The 17,088-nt window shown below is 40.9% G+C and carries 16 protein-coding genes and 1 pseudogene; 7 read left to right on the top strand and 10 right to left on the bottom strand.

Annotated features, from left to right (window positions below; genetic code table 11):
* Positions 1–14: 14 nt before the first annotated feature.
* Both gltT and yhfH read right to left on the bottom strand, forming a co-directional pair.
* Positions 15–1,304 carry a glutamate/proton symporter GltT gene (gltT, locus tag AC20OE_RS11595; RefSeq protein ID WP_039177611.1) on the bottom strand — a complete coding sequence of 430 codons (1,290 nt, stop codon included), beginning with the start codon at positions 1,302–1,304 and terminating at the stop codon, positions 15–17.
* 339 nt (positions 1,305–1,643) lie between these two features.
* Positions 1,644–1,781 carry a protein YhfH gene (yhfH, locus tag AC20OE_RS11590; RefSeq protein ID WP_008359029.1) on the bottom strand — a complete coding sequence of 46 codons (138 nt, stop codon included), beginning with the start codon at positions 1,779–1,781 and terminating at the stop codon, positions 1,644–1,646.
* Between the two features lie 156 nt (positions 1,782–1,937).
* On the opposite strand from yhfH, the gene AC20OE_RS11585 reads away from it, so the two are divergent.
* The 3 genes from AC20OE_RS11585 (at position 1,938) to AC20OE_RS11575 (ending at position 5,399) form a co-directional block, all read left to right on the top strand.
* Positions 1,938–2,681, top strand: a complete 744-nt coding sequence (locus AC20OE_RS11585) for an MBL fold metallo-hydrolase (RefSeq protein ID WP_487268871.1) — start codon at positions 1,938–1,940, stop codon at positions 2,679–2,681.
* A gap of 2 nt (positions 2,682–2,683) precedes the next feature.
* The gene (gene lplA, locus AC20OE_RS11580; RefSeq protein WP_024425472.1) at positions 2,684–3,673 is read left to right on the top strand and encodes a lipoate--protein ligase; all 990 of its coding nucleotides are present in this window, start codon (positions 2,684–2,686) and stop codon (positions 3,671–3,673) included.
* A gap of 172 nt (positions 3,674–3,845) precedes the next feature.
* The gene (locus AC20OE_RS11575) at positions 3,846–5,399 is read left to right on the top strand and encodes a fatty acid--CoA ligase family protein (RefSeq protein ID WP_106025309.1); all 1,554 of its coding nucleotides are present in this window, start codon (positions 3,846–3,848) and stop codon (positions 5,397–5,399) included.
* A gap of 93 nt (positions 5,400–5,492) precedes the next feature.
* On the opposite strand, the gene AC20OE_RS11570 is transcribed toward AC20OE_RS11575, so the two are convergent.
* Positions 5,493–5,900: a YhfM domain-containing protein gene (locus AC20OE_RS11570; protein ID WP_059376278.1), complete on the bottom strand. Its 408-nt coding sequence runs from the start codon at positions 5,898–5,900 to the stop codon at positions 5,493–5,495.
* A gap of 177 nt (positions 5,901–6,077) precedes the next feature.
* On the opposite strand from AC20OE_RS11570, the gene AC20OE_RS11565 reads away from it, so the two are divergent.
* Entirely contained in the window at positions 6,078–7,361 is a 1,284-nt protein-coding gene (locus AC20OE_RS11565; RefSeq protein WP_212043316.1) for a M48 family metallopeptidase, read from the top strand.
* A 47-nt stretch (positions 7,362–7,408) separates the two neighbouring features.
* Here AC20OE_RS11565 and AC20OE_RS11560 read toward each other — a convergent pair whose 3' ends face one another.
* The 5 genes and pseudogenes from AC20OE_RS11560 to AC20OE_RS11540 form a co-directional block, all read right to left on the bottom strand.
* On the bottom strand, positions 7,409–8,554 hold the full coding sequence (locus tag AC20OE_RS11560) for a serine alkaline protease SapB (protein WP_047202379.1): 1,146 nt from the start codon (positions 8,552–8,554) through the stop codon (positions 7,409–7,411).
* 387 nt (positions 8,555–8,941) lie between these two features.
* Positions 8,942–9,526 (bottom strand): histidine phosphatase family protein, encoded by a 585-nt coding sequence (locus AC20OE_RS11555; protein ID WP_059376272.1) that lies wholly within the window; start codon positions 9,524–9,526, stop codon positions 8,942–8,944.
* A 61-nt stretch (positions 9,527–9,587) separates the two neighbouring features.
* Positions 9,588–10,103 (bottom strand): methyl-accepting chemotaxis protein, encoded by a 516-nt coding sequence (locus AC20OE_RS11550; RefSeq protein ID WP_394336034.1) that lies wholly within the window; start codon positions 10,101–10,103, stop codon positions 9,588–9,590.
* A gap of 240 nt (positions 10,104–10,343) precedes the next feature.
* Positions 10,344–10,883, bottom strand: a pseudogene (locus tag AC20OE_RS11545) (protoglobin family protein); the annotation flags it as partial.
* Positions 10,884–10,973: 90 nt separating this feature from the next.
* Positions 10,974–12,506, bottom strand: coding sequence for an FAD-dependent oxidoreductase (locus tag AC20OE_RS11540; RefSeq protein ID WP_338594492.1), 1,533 nt, complete (start codon positions 12,504–12,506; stop codon positions 10,974–10,976).
* A 142-nt stretch (positions 12,507–12,648) separates the two neighbouring features.
* Between AC20OE_RS11540 and AC20OE_RS11535 the strand changes: the two genes are divergently transcribed.
* Positions 12,649–13,509 carry an SDR family oxidoreductase gene (locus AC20OE_RS11535; protein ID WP_024425480.1) on the top strand — a complete coding sequence of 287 codons (861 nt, stop codon included), beginning with the start codon at positions 12,649–12,651 and terminating at the stop codon, positions 13,507–13,509.
* Between the two features lie 56 nt (positions 13,510–13,565).
* On the opposite strand, the gene AC20OE_RS11530 is transcribed toward AC20OE_RS11535, so the two are convergent.
* Positions 13,566–13,802: an IDEAL domain-containing protein gene (locus AC20OE_RS11530; protein ID WP_008348804.1), complete on the bottom strand. Its 237-nt coding sequence runs from the start codon at positions 13,800–13,802 to the stop codon at positions 13,566–13,568.
* Positions 13,803–14,091: 289 nt separating this feature from the next.
* Here AC20OE_RS11530 and AC20OE_RS11525 point away from each other — a divergent pair, with 289 nt between their 5' ends.
* Complete coding sequence (locus AC20OE_RS11525) at positions 14,092–14,670, top strand: competence protein ComK (protein WP_039177625.1); 579 nt, start codon at positions 14,092–14,094, stop codon at positions 14,668–14,670.
* Positions 14,671–14,992: 322 nt separating this feature from the next.
* On the top strand, positions 14,993–15,475 hold the full coding sequence (locus tag AC20OE_RS11520) for a hypothetical protein (protein ID WP_212043319.1): 483 nt from the start codon (positions 14,993–14,995) through the stop codon (positions 15,473–15,475).
* Between the two features lie 30 nt (positions 15,476–15,505).
* Here the strand turns inward: AC20OE_RS11520 and pdxR are convergent, their stop codons facing one another.
* Positions 15,506–16,945 (bottom strand): MocR-like pyridoxine biosynthesis transcription factor PdxR, encoded by a 1,440-nt coding sequence (gene pdxR, locus AC20OE_RS11515; RefSeq protein WP_341083447.1) that lies wholly within the window; start codon positions 16,943–16,945, stop codon positions 15,506–15,508.
* Between the last annotated feature and the right edge of the window lie 143 nt (positions 16,946–17,088).

Below are 17,088 nucleotides of genomic sequence, written 5' to 3'. Positions count from 1 at the left end.
GGGGTTCTTTTTCATTAGCTTGAAAGCTGTGTTGGCTCGGGTACCTCTTGTCCTGTCATCACGCGATGTCCTTTTTCAGGGTCATACTGCCCTTCCCATTTAGACATCACAACAGCTGCAAGTGCATTTCCTGTTAAGTTCACAACAGTCCGTGCCATATCCATGATACGGTCCACACCTGCAATAAATGCAAGACCTTCAGCAGGTACACCGATCGTTCCTAATGTCGCGAGTAATACAACAAATGAAGTACCAGGAACGGCAGCCATTCCTTTAGATGTTACCATCAGTACAAGAACAAGTGTAAGCTGCTGGACGATCGTGAGGTCAATGCCATATACCTGTGCAAGGAAAAGCGCAGCAATGGCTTGATACAAGACGGAGCCATCCAGGTTAAACGTATAACCGATTGGGATAACGAACGAAACAATTCCTTTTGGACATCCGATGCGTTCCATTTTATCCATGACTCTTGGTAAAACTGTTTCAGAGCTGGATGTACTAAAGGCAAGAAGCATTTCGTCTTTCATGTAAGCAAGAAATCTGAAAATATTGACGCCAATCATCTTTCCGATAATTCCGAATACAACGATAAGGAAGAGAGCGAGCGCAAAATAAACAAGACCTACAAGCTTACCTAATGAAATAAGAGATTCAAGACCAAATTTTGATACGGTCACACCAATGAGTGCGAATACACCAAATGGTGCAGCTTTCATCACAACATTAACGACATGGAACATGGCATGTGATACACCCTCGAAGAAGGCGAGCACTGGTTTACCGCGTTCCCCAATCGCTGAAACGCCAAGTGCAAACAGCACAGTGAAGAAAATAATCGCAAGCAAATCACCTTCCGCCAATGATTGGAAGAAGTTCGTTGGAACGATATGAAGGAACGTATCAGCAACTGATTTGCTGCTTTGCTCTTTTTCCGTTTCAACATACTGGCTAATATCTTGTTTTTCCGTATTTCCAAAGTCAACGCCTGCACCAGGCTGTACAAAGTTTGCTAGGACAAGGCCAAGGATAATCGCAAATGTTGTGATAATTTCAAAATAAAGAATGGTTCTAAAACCAAGTTTCCCTACTTTTTTACCATCACCCGCACCTGCAACACCTAAAATTAAGCTGGATACGACAATTGGTATGACAATCATCTTAATGAGTCTTAAGAAGAAGTCTCCAATTGGTTTTAAGTATGTCTCGACTCCTGGGTTACCGAAAAAGATTGCCCCAACAACGACACCGAGAATAAGACCGATTAGGATTTGAGTAGCCAATCCAAATTTTAATTTTTTCATAGATTTCCTCCCTAACATATTCATTAAAGGAATATTCCCATCATATTAAGTTTTAATATATGAATTAAAGTATAACTAAAATTAAAGAGGTTCGTCCACGATAAAATTATATTAAGAAAATACAAAATTGTTAGAAAAAATAGACATTTAGAACCTCCTTCATTGTTTTTAGTCAATAAAAAGTGTCTTCAGAACTAAAACTCATCATATAAAAATACTAAAAAACCCTTTTGTGACAAGGGTTTTACCTTTTTACCTATTTTTCAGAAAAAATAAAAAGCACTTTTGACTCCAACTGACGGAGGAGGGAAAAAGTGCTTTTTTATTCAATTTATTCCCTTATTTAAGATAACTTACTTGTGAGCATTCCTCACATTCATTACCGTAACACTCGTGCTGTTCCATTAAATCATTTCCACATTTTGTGCATTTCTTTGAAGGCAAATTTCTAAAAAACTCTGTGATTTTTCCTAGCATTTGTCATCCTCCAATACGTTTTGTTGCTATCATTGTATTATAACAGATTAATAATTGTCAATCTGTTTTGTAACAATAGGCAAGAAGAATGCTTTTTCCATGAAAAATGGGTATATTGTAAGAAGGGGATTTTTAGAAAAGGAGGGAAAAATGACGATGAAATTAACCGTAATTGGATGCTATGGAGGGTTTCCGGCAGCAGGTGAAGCGACATCAGGCTACCTTTTTGAATCAAATGGCTTCAGGCTTCTTGTAGACTGCGGAAGCGGTGTTCTTTCAAAGCTTCAGCAATACATTGATATAGAAGAACTAGATGCTGTTCTCCTTTCTCATTATCACCACGATCATATTGCAGATATCGGATCACTCCAATATGCGAAGCTAGTGGGATATCATTTAGGAAAAAGCAGCGGCCCGCTTCCGATCTATGGACATACTGGTGATCAAGAAGCGTTTGGACGGCTTTCTGATGATGTACATACAAAGGCAAAGCCTTATCAGCCAGAAGAAGGGATTCAGCTTGGACCATTTCAAATTGATTTTTTGAAAACGGTTCATCCGGCAGAATGCTATGCTATGAGAATTCAGGCAGAGGATGCTGTGGTCGTGTATACAGCAGACTCAAGCTATCAGGAGGCATTTATTCCTTTTAGCAAGGGAGCAGATCTGCTCATAGCCGAAAGCAATTTTTACGCTGGACAGGATGGATCAGGTGCTGGACATATGAACAGTACAGAGGTAGGGAAGATTGCAAAGGAAGCAAATGTTGGGGAACTCATCATCACCCATCTGCCCCATTTTGGCCGTCATAAAGACCTAGTCAATGAAGCACAGGCGTTATATACTGGCAATATACAGCTTGCCCATTCAGGGCTTAGATGGAACAAGGAAGGAAGATAGAGATGCTGTTTATCGATAACGAACAACATTATGATCCAATGATTAACTTGGCAATTGAAGAATATTGCTTAAAATATTTAGATCCAGAAGAAACGTATTTGCTGTTTTACATCAATCAGCCGTCAATCATTATTGGAAAGAACCAAAATACAATAGAAGAAATCAACACGAAGTACGTGGAAGACAACGGAATCAAAGTCGTGCGCCGCTTATCTGGCGGTGGTGCAGTTTACCATGACAAAGGAAACTTAAACTTCAGCTTTATCACAAAAGATGATGGGGACAGCTTCCATAACTTTAAGAAGTTCACAGAGCCAGTCATCAAAGCGCTTGAAAAGCTAGGTGTTAAAGCTGAATTGAGCGGCAGAAATGACATCATGGCAGATGGACGTAAAATTTCTGGAAATGCCCAGTTTGCAACAAGAGGACGTATTTTCAGCCATGGCACGCTGCTATTTGATTCAGAAATTGAACATGTCGTTTCGGCTTTAAATGTGAAAAAAGAAAAGATTGAATCAAAAGGCATCAAATCGATTAGAAGCAGGGTTGCCAATATCAGTGAATTGATGGATCAAAAAATGACAACAGAAGAGTTTAGAAAAATTCTTTTAAGCTACATTTTTGATACAAATGGGGACGTGCCTCAATATCGCCTGACCGAAAAGGATTGGGAAAAGATTCACGAGATTTCCCGAGATCGCTATCAAAAATGGGAATGGAACTATGGCCGTTCACCGAAATTTAATTTACAGCATTCTAAGAGATTCCCTGCAGGCTCCATTGATTTGCGATTAGAAGTGAAAAAAGGGATGATCCAGGATTGCAAAATCTTTGGTGATTTCTTTGGCGTAGGGGATATTGCCGATATTGAGAAGCGGCTCATTGGGCAGCAATATGATCGTAAAACGATCAGTGACGTCTTAGAAGATATGGATATGCGCCACTATTTCGGCAATGTATCAAAAGAGGATTTTCTTGATTTGATTTATTAATCGCGTGAAAGCACGGCTAGAGATAGCGGTGCTTTTTTGATTGAAGGAAATGAAAGCGATTTACATTTGATCTTGTGGATTTTTTCGATTGTCTATTATAATAGAAAGGAGGAATGTTCGGCCATAAAATGAATGGTCATTCATTCATTGATGACATGTAAGGGGTGGGAGAATGGATTTGATCAAAAATCTTCAGCAGACGGCGATGACGAAGGGAGAAAATATCGCACTGATCTTTGAAGGAAAGAAGTGGACCTATCGAGAGCTGATGACAAGTATCGAGCGTTTTGCAGATGGATTAGTCAACGAAGGGTTTCAAGCTGGGGATCATATCGCGCTTATTTTAGGAAATTCACCGCATTTTGTCATTTCTTTTTTTGGCGCATTAAAGGCAGGGCTTGTCGTAGTACCTATTAACCCAACATATACACCTAGTGAAATTGGGTATATGCTCATCACAGGCGATGTAAAAGGTATTGTGGCGCCTGAACAGCTTCTGCCAGTGTACGAGCAGGTGTATGAGCAGCTTCCGTCCATTGAAAGAGTCATCATTTGTGCAGAAAATGAATCGGCGTGCAGATCAAGCTTCAAGGAAGTATCTGATCGACTTGTTTTCTTTGGAAAGCTTGTGTCAGGTGTTGCGAATGAGAATGTACATCCTTCCATTCAGCCAGATGATACCGCTGTTATTTTATTTACATCTGGCACGACAGGAAAACCAAAAGGTGCAATGCTGACTCATTTCAACCTTTATTCAAATGCTAGAGATGTCGCTGAGTATTTATCGATTGATAAAAAGGACAAGGTCATTGCCGCTTTGCCAATGTTCCATGTTTTTTGTTTAACAGTCTGCATGAATGCACCGTTGATTCATGGTGCGACGATTTATGTCTTGCCGCATTTCAGCCCTTCAGAGCTTTTGCGCATGATGGAAAAAGAGAAGCCAACGCTATTTGTTGGTGTGCCCACCATGTATAACTATTTGTACCGCCAGGAGGGGCATGATAAAGCGATGGCATCTGTGAGGATCTGTATATCAGGCGGTGCCTCCATGCCTGTTGCCTTACTCCATGGCTTTGAGAAAAAGTTCGGTGTTACGGTCCTTGAGGGTTATGGATTATCAGAGGCGTCACCAGTGACTGCATTTAATCCTCTTGACGGAAAAAGAAAACCAGGTTCTGTCGGGACTGACATTATGAATGTGAAGAATAAAATAGTGAATGAACTAGGAGAAGAAGTCGGTCCAAATGAAGTCGGAGAGCTGATAGCAAAAGGGCCGAACATCATGAAAGGCTATTACCAAATGCCAGAAGATACGGAAGCTGCACTAAGAGACGGCTGGCTGTATACTGGCGATTTGGCGAGAAGAGACGAAGAAGGATATATTTATATTGTCGACCGGAAAAAGGATATGATTCTTGTTGGCGGTTATAATGTGTATCCAAGAGAAGTAGAAGAGGTACTTTATCAACATGAAGCTGTAGCAGAAGCCGTTGTCATCGGTGTGCCAGACCCAAACACAGGAGAGGCAGTCGTCTGTTACATTTCCCCTAAGAAACATGCTCACATCAATCAAGAAGACATCATTACACATTGTTCACGCTATTTAGCGAAATATAAGCAGCCCCAAACGATCCATTTCATAGATGATATTCCTAAAAACACAACAGGTAAAATTTTAAGAAGAGCGCTAAAGGAAAAGTATCAAGCAGAAGAAAGTAAATAAAAAAAGGGAGTCTCTGATGAGGAGGCTCCCTTAGCATGTAGACAAATCCTCGCATCTCACGCCGAAAGAAGACAAAGGGCTAAAAAGATCATTTTAGCTCTTTTGAATGGCTTCTTTTAACTGTTTCTGAAAAGATTTCGACTGTTTTTGATTCAGTTCATAATACGTTCCATCAACTAAAAAAACGACTTGTGATCGGTCGGTCCAAAGCTGAAAGGTGGTGCCGTTTGTTCGTCCGAACATCACTTTGGCGATATAATCGGGCTTTTTTAAATTTTTCTTGAGATGATTGCTTGTTTGTCTGCCTTTATTTAATTCTTCAATTAGATCTTCTGCTGTGTCCTTATCATCTATTTCATAAGAGATGGATTCATTCGCTGGCGAGAGCAGCAATTTTTCTGCTCGATTTTCATCAAAGATTTCGCTCGTCCGGCTGAACACATAAAAGAAGGTGATGAATAAAAGTCCCAAAATCACAACTCCTGCAAGGATTTTCTTCATTTTGATCCTCCAACTCACTGTTATACATGTAGCTTCTCCGATTTTTGAGTCGCATAATCATTTTTTTCGCGAAAGCTTTTTCAGATGGGGCATGCTATGATGGAGCCACATGAGACAGGTTCTAAACGAAAAAAAGAGTGATTAGAATAGAGAGAGGAATGGAAAGGAGGCTGACCTGTGCGAGTACGTAAATGGGTAGCTCTTGCAACGGTAGCATACATATTGTACGGTCTTTTTATTTATTCATATTTGTTTCTAATGGGGGATTCATCGGTACCTGAAAGCGTAAAAGGGACAAGTGCAGATCCGCATACTTTTATGACAAGTCATGAGCTTGCGATTAGCGAGAATTTCTCGAACATACGGAACCTGCTGTATTTCATAACCATCCCATTAGATTGGTATGTCTTTTTCCTTTTGCTCATTTCAGGGTTTTCACGGAAAATAGCAGACTGGAGCCTGGCAGCAGCTCGTTTCACGTTTTTAAGCAAACTTGTGTACGTGTTTGTGCTGTCGCTTCTAACAATGCTCATTTCATTCCCAATTAAGTGGATTGGCTATCAGCTGTCTTTACACTACGGAGTATCTGCACAAAGTACGGCAAGCTGGTTGAAAGATCAAACACTGGATTTTTGGATTCAATATCCGCTCCTTGCCCTTTGTGCAATTGTGTTTTTTTGGCTGATTCAAAAGAGAAGAAAATGCTGGTGGCTGTATGCGTGGTGTTTGACAGTCCCAGTTACGCTGTTTCTCTTCTTTATACAGCCGGTCGTCATTGATCCGTTATATAACAATTTTTATCCACTAAAGGATCAAGCGCTTGAGAAGAAGATATTAACGCTTGCAGACAAAGCGCATATTCCGGCAGATCATGTGTATGAGGTCAATATGTCTGAGAAAACGAACACGATGAACGCTTATGTCACAGGAATTGGTGAAAATAAGCGTATTGTCTTATGGGACACAACACTGCAAAAGCTGAAAGACCGCGAAATTTTATTTATCATGGCGCATGAAATGGGACATTACGTCATGAAACATGTTTATATTGGATTAGCAGGATATTTAGTGCTGTCATTGGCCGGATTATTTGCGATCGATCGTCTTTATTTTTATCTTTATCAAAAAGGGGCAGCCACATTTCGTCTGAAGGTGTCACACGACATTGCTGCTCTTCCGCTTCTTTTAATCATCGTATCGATGCTGTCATTTGCAGCTTCACCTTTTACAAATGCAGTGTCAAGGCATCAAGAACGGGCAGCCGATGAATATGCGGTGAACATGACAAAAGACGGGGAGGCGGGCGTAACGTCTTTTCAAAAACTTGCAAAATCAGGATTGTCCCAGGTGAATCCACCGTTTCTAGTGAAGATTTTCCGTTATGGACACCCAACCATGATGGAGAGAATCATGGATATGGAAAAAGCGGCGGAAAAAGAGAAGCCGCCTAAAAAGCAGTAATAAAAAAAATCCGGCTGGATCAGCCGGATTTTTTTTATCACACTTGGTTAGTTAGAAGCCGCTTGAACGTTGATTAACCCTTTTCCATAATAGAATGAGTCACCAAGCGGTGTCGCTGTATTTTCTAAGCGCTGGCGAACCTGTGAATTTGTTAGGTTCGGGTTTTTAGAAAGAATAAGCGCTGCTGCTCCTGCTACATGAGGAGACGCCATAGATGTTCCAGTATAAGAAGTGTATCCACTGCTTGGCACTGTACTTAAAATAGAAGTACCAGGTGCAGAAACATCTAATTCAGGACCTGCGCTAGAAGATGAGTTTCTGACATTGTTACTGTTTACATTGGCAACAGCAATTGTAGAATCGTATTTTGCTGGATAGCCAACTGTACTGCTAGAGCCGCTAGAGCCAGAATTACCTGCGGCTGCCACAACAACGACTCCACGGTTATTCGCTGTATCGACGGCATTTTTAAGCGCAGTTGAACCGCTTGGTCCGCCTAAGCTCATATTGATGACATCCATATTATTGGCTACAGCCCATTCAATACCGCTAATAATCCAGCTGTATTGTCCGTCGCCATAACGGTCTAATACTTTTACAGCATATAGGGAAGCGCTTGGAGCGACCCCGAGTACACCAATTGTGTTATCAAGGGCAGCAATGGTTCCAGCTACGTGAGTTCCATGTGATTGAAAGTCTTGGGTGGCATTTGGCTCTGAAGGGACGAAGCTCGCACCGCCTGCAACATTTAAGTCAGGGTGTGCAGCGTGGATTCCAGTATCAAGGACAGCTACTTTGACATTAGCACCTTTATAACCTTGAGCGTGTACAGCTGGAGCTTTGATTTGAGGGATTCCATAAGGGACGGTTTGTGCATATGCTTCTGCTTTATGGTCTTCTTCTACGTAAGCAATGCTAGGGTCATGTTCAAGTTTTTTGGCGGCTTGTTCGGACATTTTCACTTGTGCAGCATTAATGAGGCGGTATTGTTTTTCTAGTTTTCCACCATTTTGAATGACAGCTTGTTTTTTAGAGCTGTTTGTGGTGGCAGAGGCTTTAAAACCAACAATATAGCTTTTTTCACTATCTGTTTTGGAGACCGTCTCGGCATTTGCCATGGAGCCTCCAAACCCTGCTGAAAACAGAAGAGGGACAGCCAATAAAACACTTGTCATCACATTTTTCTTTTTCACGCACATTCCACATCCCTTTTTTCTTATTTCAGAATAATCATCCGTAGTCTAATAGAATGATCCGTTTGATTATTCTGTATATTCAGTTTAAGGGAAGTAGGCAAATAAGAGTAGACCTGAATTTTTGTGAAAGTCCTAGCGAAAATTGGGGAATTAAGTCACTTGGAACTGGTGGTAAAATATGTTTATTCTATCATTTCAGCGATGATCTATTAAAAAGGGAGTGTGCTTTTTTTCTCATGATCCATTTCCGGTTAAATATTCGATACCCGAAAAGCCATAAAATAGGTAGAATTGTCTAGCATCTATTTCGAATTTCGATATAAAAAAATATTATTTTATCATTGTTTTTGTCATAAAAAAGAACCTGCTAAGATAACAGGCTCTTTAAGAAGGGGTGGATTGAGTTAAATGGCTGACCACATTGTAATCACGAACCTTCCATTTACCATCTGACCATTCCACATAATTTAAGCAAGCATTGACAAGTCTCGTGTTCTGTAGACCCATATGTTCATCAGCCAAAGTGGTGAGTAAAGCATGGATAGCAGCGCCGTGAGCTACGATCAGGACATGTTGATCAGGATAGGCGGCTCTGACTTTCTCAATACCTTCTAACATTCGGTTTTGAATCGTCTCAAGTGGTTCCATATTTGGATACTGTTTATCTGGAAACAGCTTTGAACGTTCCTCAAACGACATGCCTTCAGCGTCACCGTAATCTCGTTCAATGAAATCATCCATGATGACAAGTGGGGCATGGACATGATTTAAAATCAAGTGTGCCGTTTCTTTTGCCCTTGTTAGTGGACTGGAAATGACAACATCCCAATGGACATCCTTTAAGTAAAGTCCAGTTTGTTCAGCCTGCCATTTACCTTTGTCGTTTAAAGGGATATCTGTTCGTCCTTGAATTCGTTTCGCTGCATTCCAATCTGTTTCCCCGTGTCTGACTAGGCAAATTGTTGTCAATCAAATCCCGCCTTTTCTATCTTTTCTTCTATTATACTAAAGCAGAAGAAAAAAGGCTGTATTAGCGATTTGTCAGGCTAGTTAAGGATTCGACGGAGCTTGCGACTTGAGACACCGTTTGTTTGACTTCCTTCAATTCGTTAAGGAAGGTCTGAAGGTCAATTTCAATTTTTCCGTTTTGGTTTTTGCTTAAGTTCATGCTGCTGACGATATCATCAAAGAGTGAATTGATTTGAGTCATTTTTTCTTTACTGTCTGTCACAAGTAAGTTCACGTCCGCAATATGCTGGGACACAATGGCGATTTGTGAATTGGTATTGTTAACGAGTTCAGATACAGTTGAAACCGTTTTCTTTGTGTCCTCTGATAATTTGCGCACCTCGTTTGCAACGACAGCAAAGCCTTTTCCGTGTTCACCTGCTCGTGCAGATTCGATTGAGGCATTTAAAGATAACAAGTTCGTCTGCTCTGCAATACCTGTAACGATCCCAAAGATTTGTTCAATTTGTTTAGCGATTTCTTCAAGGCGCTTAATTTCTGTTTCAATTTTTGTCATGCTGCCGTCAATTTGATTCATTTGTGTTTGCTGAATTTCTAATTCTTTTTTACCGCCGATTGATTTTTCTTCAACCTGTGCTGAAATTTGTGTTCCAGCTTGTGACATGTCCGCCATCTCATCCGATTTTGAGACAAGCTTGTCAACTGCACTTGTTGTGTTTGAGAAGAGAGAAGCAAGCGAATTTGAAGTTTCCGTGATTTTTGTATGAAGCTCCTGCTGCTGCTCTTCTGCTTCATCACGAATTTTAGAATATTCATTTTGGAATGTATCTAGGACAAGCTGCTGCTCTAAATTTAAAATTTTCGTTGTCGCTTTGACTGCTGTCTGATATTCTTTGAAATCTTGGATATGGTTAGCGAATAAATCCATAATTGATAGCAGAAGGTCTTGGAATGCGGCCATGTACCATTTAGGCTGGAGTCCAATCCGTAAATGAACTTGCGCAATTTTAATGCGTTTTGCCACATAGTTTTCGTCAATCACACCTGCAAACATTTCGCTAATATGAATGCGGAGTGTTTTTTTCAAACGATCGACAGAACTATTGTCTTGAATGATATGCATCAAGGAAGACTCGACTTCTAAATTTTTATAAAATTTATCAACGATATGTGCAATATCATCCTGAACAATTGAATTGAGCTGCTTTAATATCAATAGGTCATGCTGCGTCAGGTCGATCATTTTGATTTGTTTAGCGATGTCCGTATTGTTCGAGAAATTGATTCGTTTTATCCCATCATCCTGCTCTGTGAAAAAAGCAGTGTTTTTTCTTTTCGGTTCTTTTTTAAATAACAATTTGTTTGTCCCCCCATAATCATCACAAATATCAGACTTTATGTTTTTTATCGGATAATATTGGATTTTTTAAAGGGGAAGAGTGAAATTTTACTGTTCTTTATACGACCTTTTTAGTGGTTTTTTAGCAGGGCCTTCTACTACTTCTCCAGTAATAGAAAAACGTGAACCGTGACACGGGCAATCCCAAGTGCGGTCACTATTATTCCAAGCGACTTCGCAGCCTAGATGAGTACACGTGGTATCGACAAGAAAGATATTTCCATCCTCTGATTTATAGGCGCCGCACTTTTTATGTTCATACGAGATAATGCCGCCCTCGCCTGGTTGTAAATCATCGATTGTTTGATCAGTTCGTTTGAATTTACCACTGATCAGCTTGGCAGCGACATTGGTATTTTCTTTTATGAAATCTTTGACGAAAGAGTCAGTAACAGGTCTTGATGGCGTAAAAATTGATTCGTATGGATTCGATTTTCCTTCAATTAAATCACCGATAAGAGTAGCAGCTACGTGGCTTGTGGTCATGCCCCATTTTCTAAAGCCGGTCGCAACAAAGATATTCTGGTGGTGTTTGGTCAGGCGGCCAATGTAAGGGATTTGATCCATTGTGACCATATCGTGTGTCGACCAGCGATACAGCACTTCTTCAATTCCAAGGGTGGCGTCTCCAAACGTTTCTAGTCCTTCATAGTGAGCGGATTCATCTCCGCCTTGTCCTGTTTTATGACCTTCTCCTCCGATGAGGACAACTTCCTCGCCGTGCCATTCTGCCGTTCTTAAAGAGTGAGCAGGCTGATCAATTCCGAGGTACATCCCGTCTGGGAGAGGTTTTGTCGTTTTGGCTGCTACGACATAAGATTGTTCTGGATGAATTCGGGTGAAGTAAAGTCCTTTCCCATCATAAAAAGGAAAGTGTGAGCATGAAATGATGTAGCGCCCTGTCAGATGATGTCCGTTTTTTGTGACGACAGCAGGCCGGTTCCCTTCTTTTACATCAACAGCGGTTGTTTGTTCAAAGATACGTACACCTCGCTCGAGGAGCTTGTCAATTAGCGCATTGAGATAATGAAGGGGATGAAACTGTGCCTGATTCGTCATCGCAAGGGCTGCTTTGATGTCAGCGTCAAAAGGAAGCTCTGTTTTCCATTCCCGGTCAATACCAAGCTGTTTGTAGGCATCTAATTCCTTCTTTAACTTTTTTACACCGCTTTCTTCCTTTGTATAAAGGTACGCATCTTTTATCTCTAGCTGACAATCGATGTCGTGCTCTTTGATACGAGCTTGAATGAGGTCTTTTGCTTTTTCGTTTGCTTCTACATACAAACGTGCTTTTGGCATGCCAATCTGCTGTATCAGCTCATAATAGTACACATCATGCTGTGAGGTGATTTTAGCCGTTGTGTGTCCGGTCGTGCCTTGCAGCAATTGTTCGGCATCAATGATGATCACATCTAATCCTCGCTCTGTCATTTCAAAGGCCGCAGCGATACCGGTAATACCGCCGCCGACAATGATCACATCTGCTGTGAGATCTTCATTGACAGAAGAAAAAGAATGCTTCCGGCTGTCCGACAGCCATAACGATTTTGCCTCTTCCATTCCTTTATGTTCTTGTTCCATGTTGTCGCCTCCACTTAACTTGTTGTGTATAATTTTTCCACAATAATGAAAATCATACATCTGAAAGGAAACAAGGGCGTCATACATAAAAAAGGAGCCAGCACATAAAAATAAACAAGATAAAAGGAAGGAGTGGACTAACGTGTCAACAAAGCAGCCGAAGAAAACATTGCCGCCTCAGCACCAAAATGAACGTCCTGGTCTTGAATATAAAATGAACCCTAGACCTGTCTTTGATCGTGAGGTGCAGGATAAAAAGTTAGCAGGAAAAACAGCCATTGTGACAGGTGGAGACAGCGGGATCGGTAGAGCAGTCTCTGTCTTATTTGCGAAGGAAGGTGCCAATGTCGCCATTGTGTACCTAAGTGAACATCGCGATGCCGAAGAGACAAAGGACTATATTGAGAAAGCGGGAGGCCGTGTCATCTTAATTGCAGGTGATTTAGGGGATGAGGCTTTTTCAAATGAGGTCGTCAAAAAAACAAAAGATGCATTTGGTTCCATTGATATTTTGGTGAATAACGCCGGGGAACAGCATCCGCAAAAAAGCATTGAGCAAATTACCTCACATCAGCTTCTTCGGACGTTTCAAACGAATATTTTTGCCATGTTTTATTTAACAAAGGCTGTTCTTCCTCATTTAAAAAAAGGAAGCAGTATTATTAATACAGCATCTGTCACCGCCTATAAAGGGCATGAAACATTGATCGATTATTCATCTACAAAAGGGGCGGTCGTGACATTTACGAGATCATTATCCTTATCGCTCATTAAACAAGGGATTAGAGTGAATGGGGTAGCACCGGGTCCCATTTGGACACCGCTGATTCCATCAACCTTTACGGAAAAAGAAGTCTCTGAATTTGGCGGGGATGTCCCAATGGAGCGTCCTGGTGAGCCAGTAGAGCTTGCACCGAGTTATTTATTTTTAGCAAGTGAAGATTCATCTTATATGAATGGACAAATGCTCCATGTGAATGGCGGAACCATTTTAAATGGATAAACAAAAAACTTGCGGTAAAGAGACAAGTTGCTGTCTCTCTGCCGCAAGTAAAATCATCATGATTGATGTAAGCAGTGTTCTGCATATTGAGCTGACAAGTCATTGAATCGCTTTTCATCACGCTGATCCAGTGCCTTATCAATCTCTTCTCTTAGGAAGGTTAAGCGCTGTTTATAAAGCGCCTCATCTAAAACCATTTGAATATAGATGTCTAAAATGGTGACGCCGTTTTCTTCGGTTTTTTGGGTGTTGCGGGACTTCATGAGCTCAGCATACGTTTTTTTCTCTTTCATAAAGAATCCCCCCGATGCCTTTTTTATAGTATATGGATTGGCGGAGAAAAAATCAACAAGAATTTATAATTTTTAGACAATTTATTTTTGAGCAGAATCGACATCACTTGTCCAATCGACAGAATGTGATATATCTTTAAAAAAAGCTTTTCGATAGATCGAATGGACTAAAAAATATGATAAAAAGATGATTTTTAATAAATTTTGAAAAAATCCTGTCGTTTCTTATATGTTGGTGATAGATTAATAGTATCCTAAATAACCAAATATTAACACAGGAGGAAAAGAAGTGTCAGGAATTAGTGAAACACCTTTAGATTCATACGTCATTAATCAAACAACAATGGCGGTCCTTTCAGTTGAAGAAGGAAAAAGAGTATATTCAAAAGTCATAGAAAGAGAGACAAGCTTTTATGTTGAATTAAAGCCCCTGCAAATTATTGAACGCAGCTGCAGATTCTTCGGCTCAAGCTATGCAGGCAGAAAGGCGGGAACATATGAAGTAACAGGTATATCTCATAAACCTCCAATTGTGATTGACTCATCCAATCATCTGTATTTCTTCCCAACCTATTCATCCAACCGTCCTCAGTGCGGCTGGATCTCCCACAAATACATTCATACCTTCCAGGAATCATCCCTCGGAGACACGGTGGTCACCTTTACAAATGAGCAAACCATCAAACTTGATGTCTCTTATAAATCATTTGAGAGTCAGGTGCACCGGACAGCATATCTCCGAACGAAATTTCAAGATCGTCTTGATGGAGGTCTTCCTAAGAAACAAGAATTTATGCTGTATCCAAAGGAACAGCAGCTCAATCTCGTATACGATTTTATATTAAGGGAGCTTCGTAACAGATATTAATCAAAAGCCAGCGGCAGAGCAGCCGCTGGACCTCTTATCTCATATGGACTTCATGCAATGTAAAAAGGGGGACATCTATCATAAAGATGAATTCATTGAAACCAAATACGTATGTCTCGTCGTCTATTGGTTGTATTGGGAAATGACAGGGAAATGTGAATCCTTAGACGTATTTTCATCTATTTATTCATAAATCACAGAAGTGACACGAGCTTGTCTGTTACAATAAAAGAAATCAATTCTTGCGAAGTATTTTTATGTAGTAAAGGATGCTTATATTTGACCGATATGAACGAGTGGGATGAAGAAATGGAGGCTCTGTATGAAAAAACAATCACATTTGGTGCTGCTATTTATCCTAACAGTGACATTACTAGCAGCCTGTCAGCAAGCAGGTCAATCGCCTTCAAAACAAGACGCAAAAGAAGCTGCTTATGAACAATGGGTTCAATCTTATATGAATGAGTTAAATGAATCATATGAAAAGATGACCGATCAGTTTATCTCAGATGGACATGGAAAAATTCAAACAAATAAAAAATTGACAGAAGCGACGAAAGCATTTGATCGTGTGATTCAAAAAGGGCTTGATCATCAAGAAGTTCCAGCCGCTTATCAAAAGGCCGATCAACAATTAAAGACGGGCCTGGCTTCATTTGAAAAAGGGGTTAGTAAGGTGGAGAAGCTCTTGAAGCATCCCGATCAAGAAAAGCTGTTTATATCCGCTACCCATCATTTTCAGGATGGCTTGCAGCAGACAGCCGCATTTATTGAAGAAGTAGGTCAGATTCAGCAATCATCCTAAAAAGCTTGGAAGGTTTACTTCCAGGCTTTTTTAGATGTGAAGTATTTTCTTTAAACGGCGAACGCCCTCTTGAATCATGCTTTCGTCCGTACAGGCGAATCCTAGCAGTAATCCCTTTCGATTGCTTTCAAAACAATAAGGACTTAAAGGATAAATGCCAACGCCAGCTGCCTTTGCTGCTTCAATGCTTCCTTTTTCATCAAAGTCTGGTGTTCCTTCTAAAAAGACATGAAGGCCCGTATCGGTTCCATAGATACGGAAGTGTTTGTCAAATTGATGTGCCAAAAGGGCTTCCATCATGGCCGCCTGTCTTTTTTTATACAGCTGTCTCATTCGCCTGACATATCGGGTGAATTCTCCTTCTTTGAAAAAAGAAGCAAGTGTGATTTGTTCCATAATGGGCAGCTGTCTTTGAATGAGTGATTGCAGTGCGGCAATTTCTTTCATGACTGCTTTGGTGCCGATAATGGCAGCAAGGCGGATGCCAGGCGCCAGCACCTTTGAGAAGCTTAAGATGTAAATCACATGCTCGGGTGCTTCTGAAAATAGGGAAGGGAGCGGCCCGCCATGGTAACGATAATCTCCATCAAAATCATCCTCTAATATATAAGACTGATGGCTGACAGCAAACTTTAGCAGCTGCTGCCTTCTGTTTACACTCATACATACTCCAGTTGGACGCTGATGGGAGGGCGTCACAGCAATCAGTTTTGTTTGCTGGGGCAATGTATTCACCATCATTCCTTCTTCATCAACTGGTGCGGGGTGAATGTTCATTTCGCGATGCATAAACGACAGCCTTGCCCCAGGAAAACCTGGATCTTCAACAGCTACTGTATCCCCTTTTTTAAGCAATACCTGTGAAATCAAATCAATGGCTTGCTGGGTGCCACCTGTTAACACCATTTGATCTTCTTCTACTTCAATCCCGCGCTCAACAGATAAATATTGGCGTATTTCTGAACGCACTTCCCATAATCCATGCGGGGAGGAATAGCCCCAATTCTTCATATCTAATCGCTGTAATGCTTTCATGAGCGAGCGTTTCCATATGTTTTGAAAGTGTTCATCGATCGCCGGTTCCTGATGACGAAAATCAATATCGAGCTTCTCATGAAAATGATTGGCTGACAGCCAATGGTCCATTTGTTTTTCGGCTTCTTCAAAGTGAGGTCTTATCGGAGGTGGGAAAGGCGGTTCACTTTGATGGGGAGGGGAAGCTGTATATTGATCACTTGAAATGACCTTTGTACCGCCTCTTCTAGATGTGCTGACGTAGCCTCTTGCCAGCAGTTCATCGTAGGCAAGCTGGACGGTTGATCTTGATACATTAAGCTCCTGTGCGAGCACTCTTGTCGGTGTTAACTGATCGTCAGGATGCAGTTTTTGTGAATGAATTTTTTGAATGATCTCATTTACGATTTGCTGCCAGAGCGGGGTGGCGCTTGAACGGTCTAAATGAATATACATCGTGCACCTTCTCTCGTTTTCACATCATAAGATGATGATGACACGGAATTATGGACTGGTCAATAGTGCCGTTTTTGGATGTAGGAAGTAAGCCAAATGGTGTGTACACTGTTCTCATATGCAATGACATAGAGGAGAGAGTC

It is taken from the genome of Bacillus sp. SRI_025 (assembly GCF_057592095.1).
The sequence above is the reverse complement of the archived record's forward strand: the minus strand, read 5'-3'. Positions and strand labels throughout refer to the sequence as shown.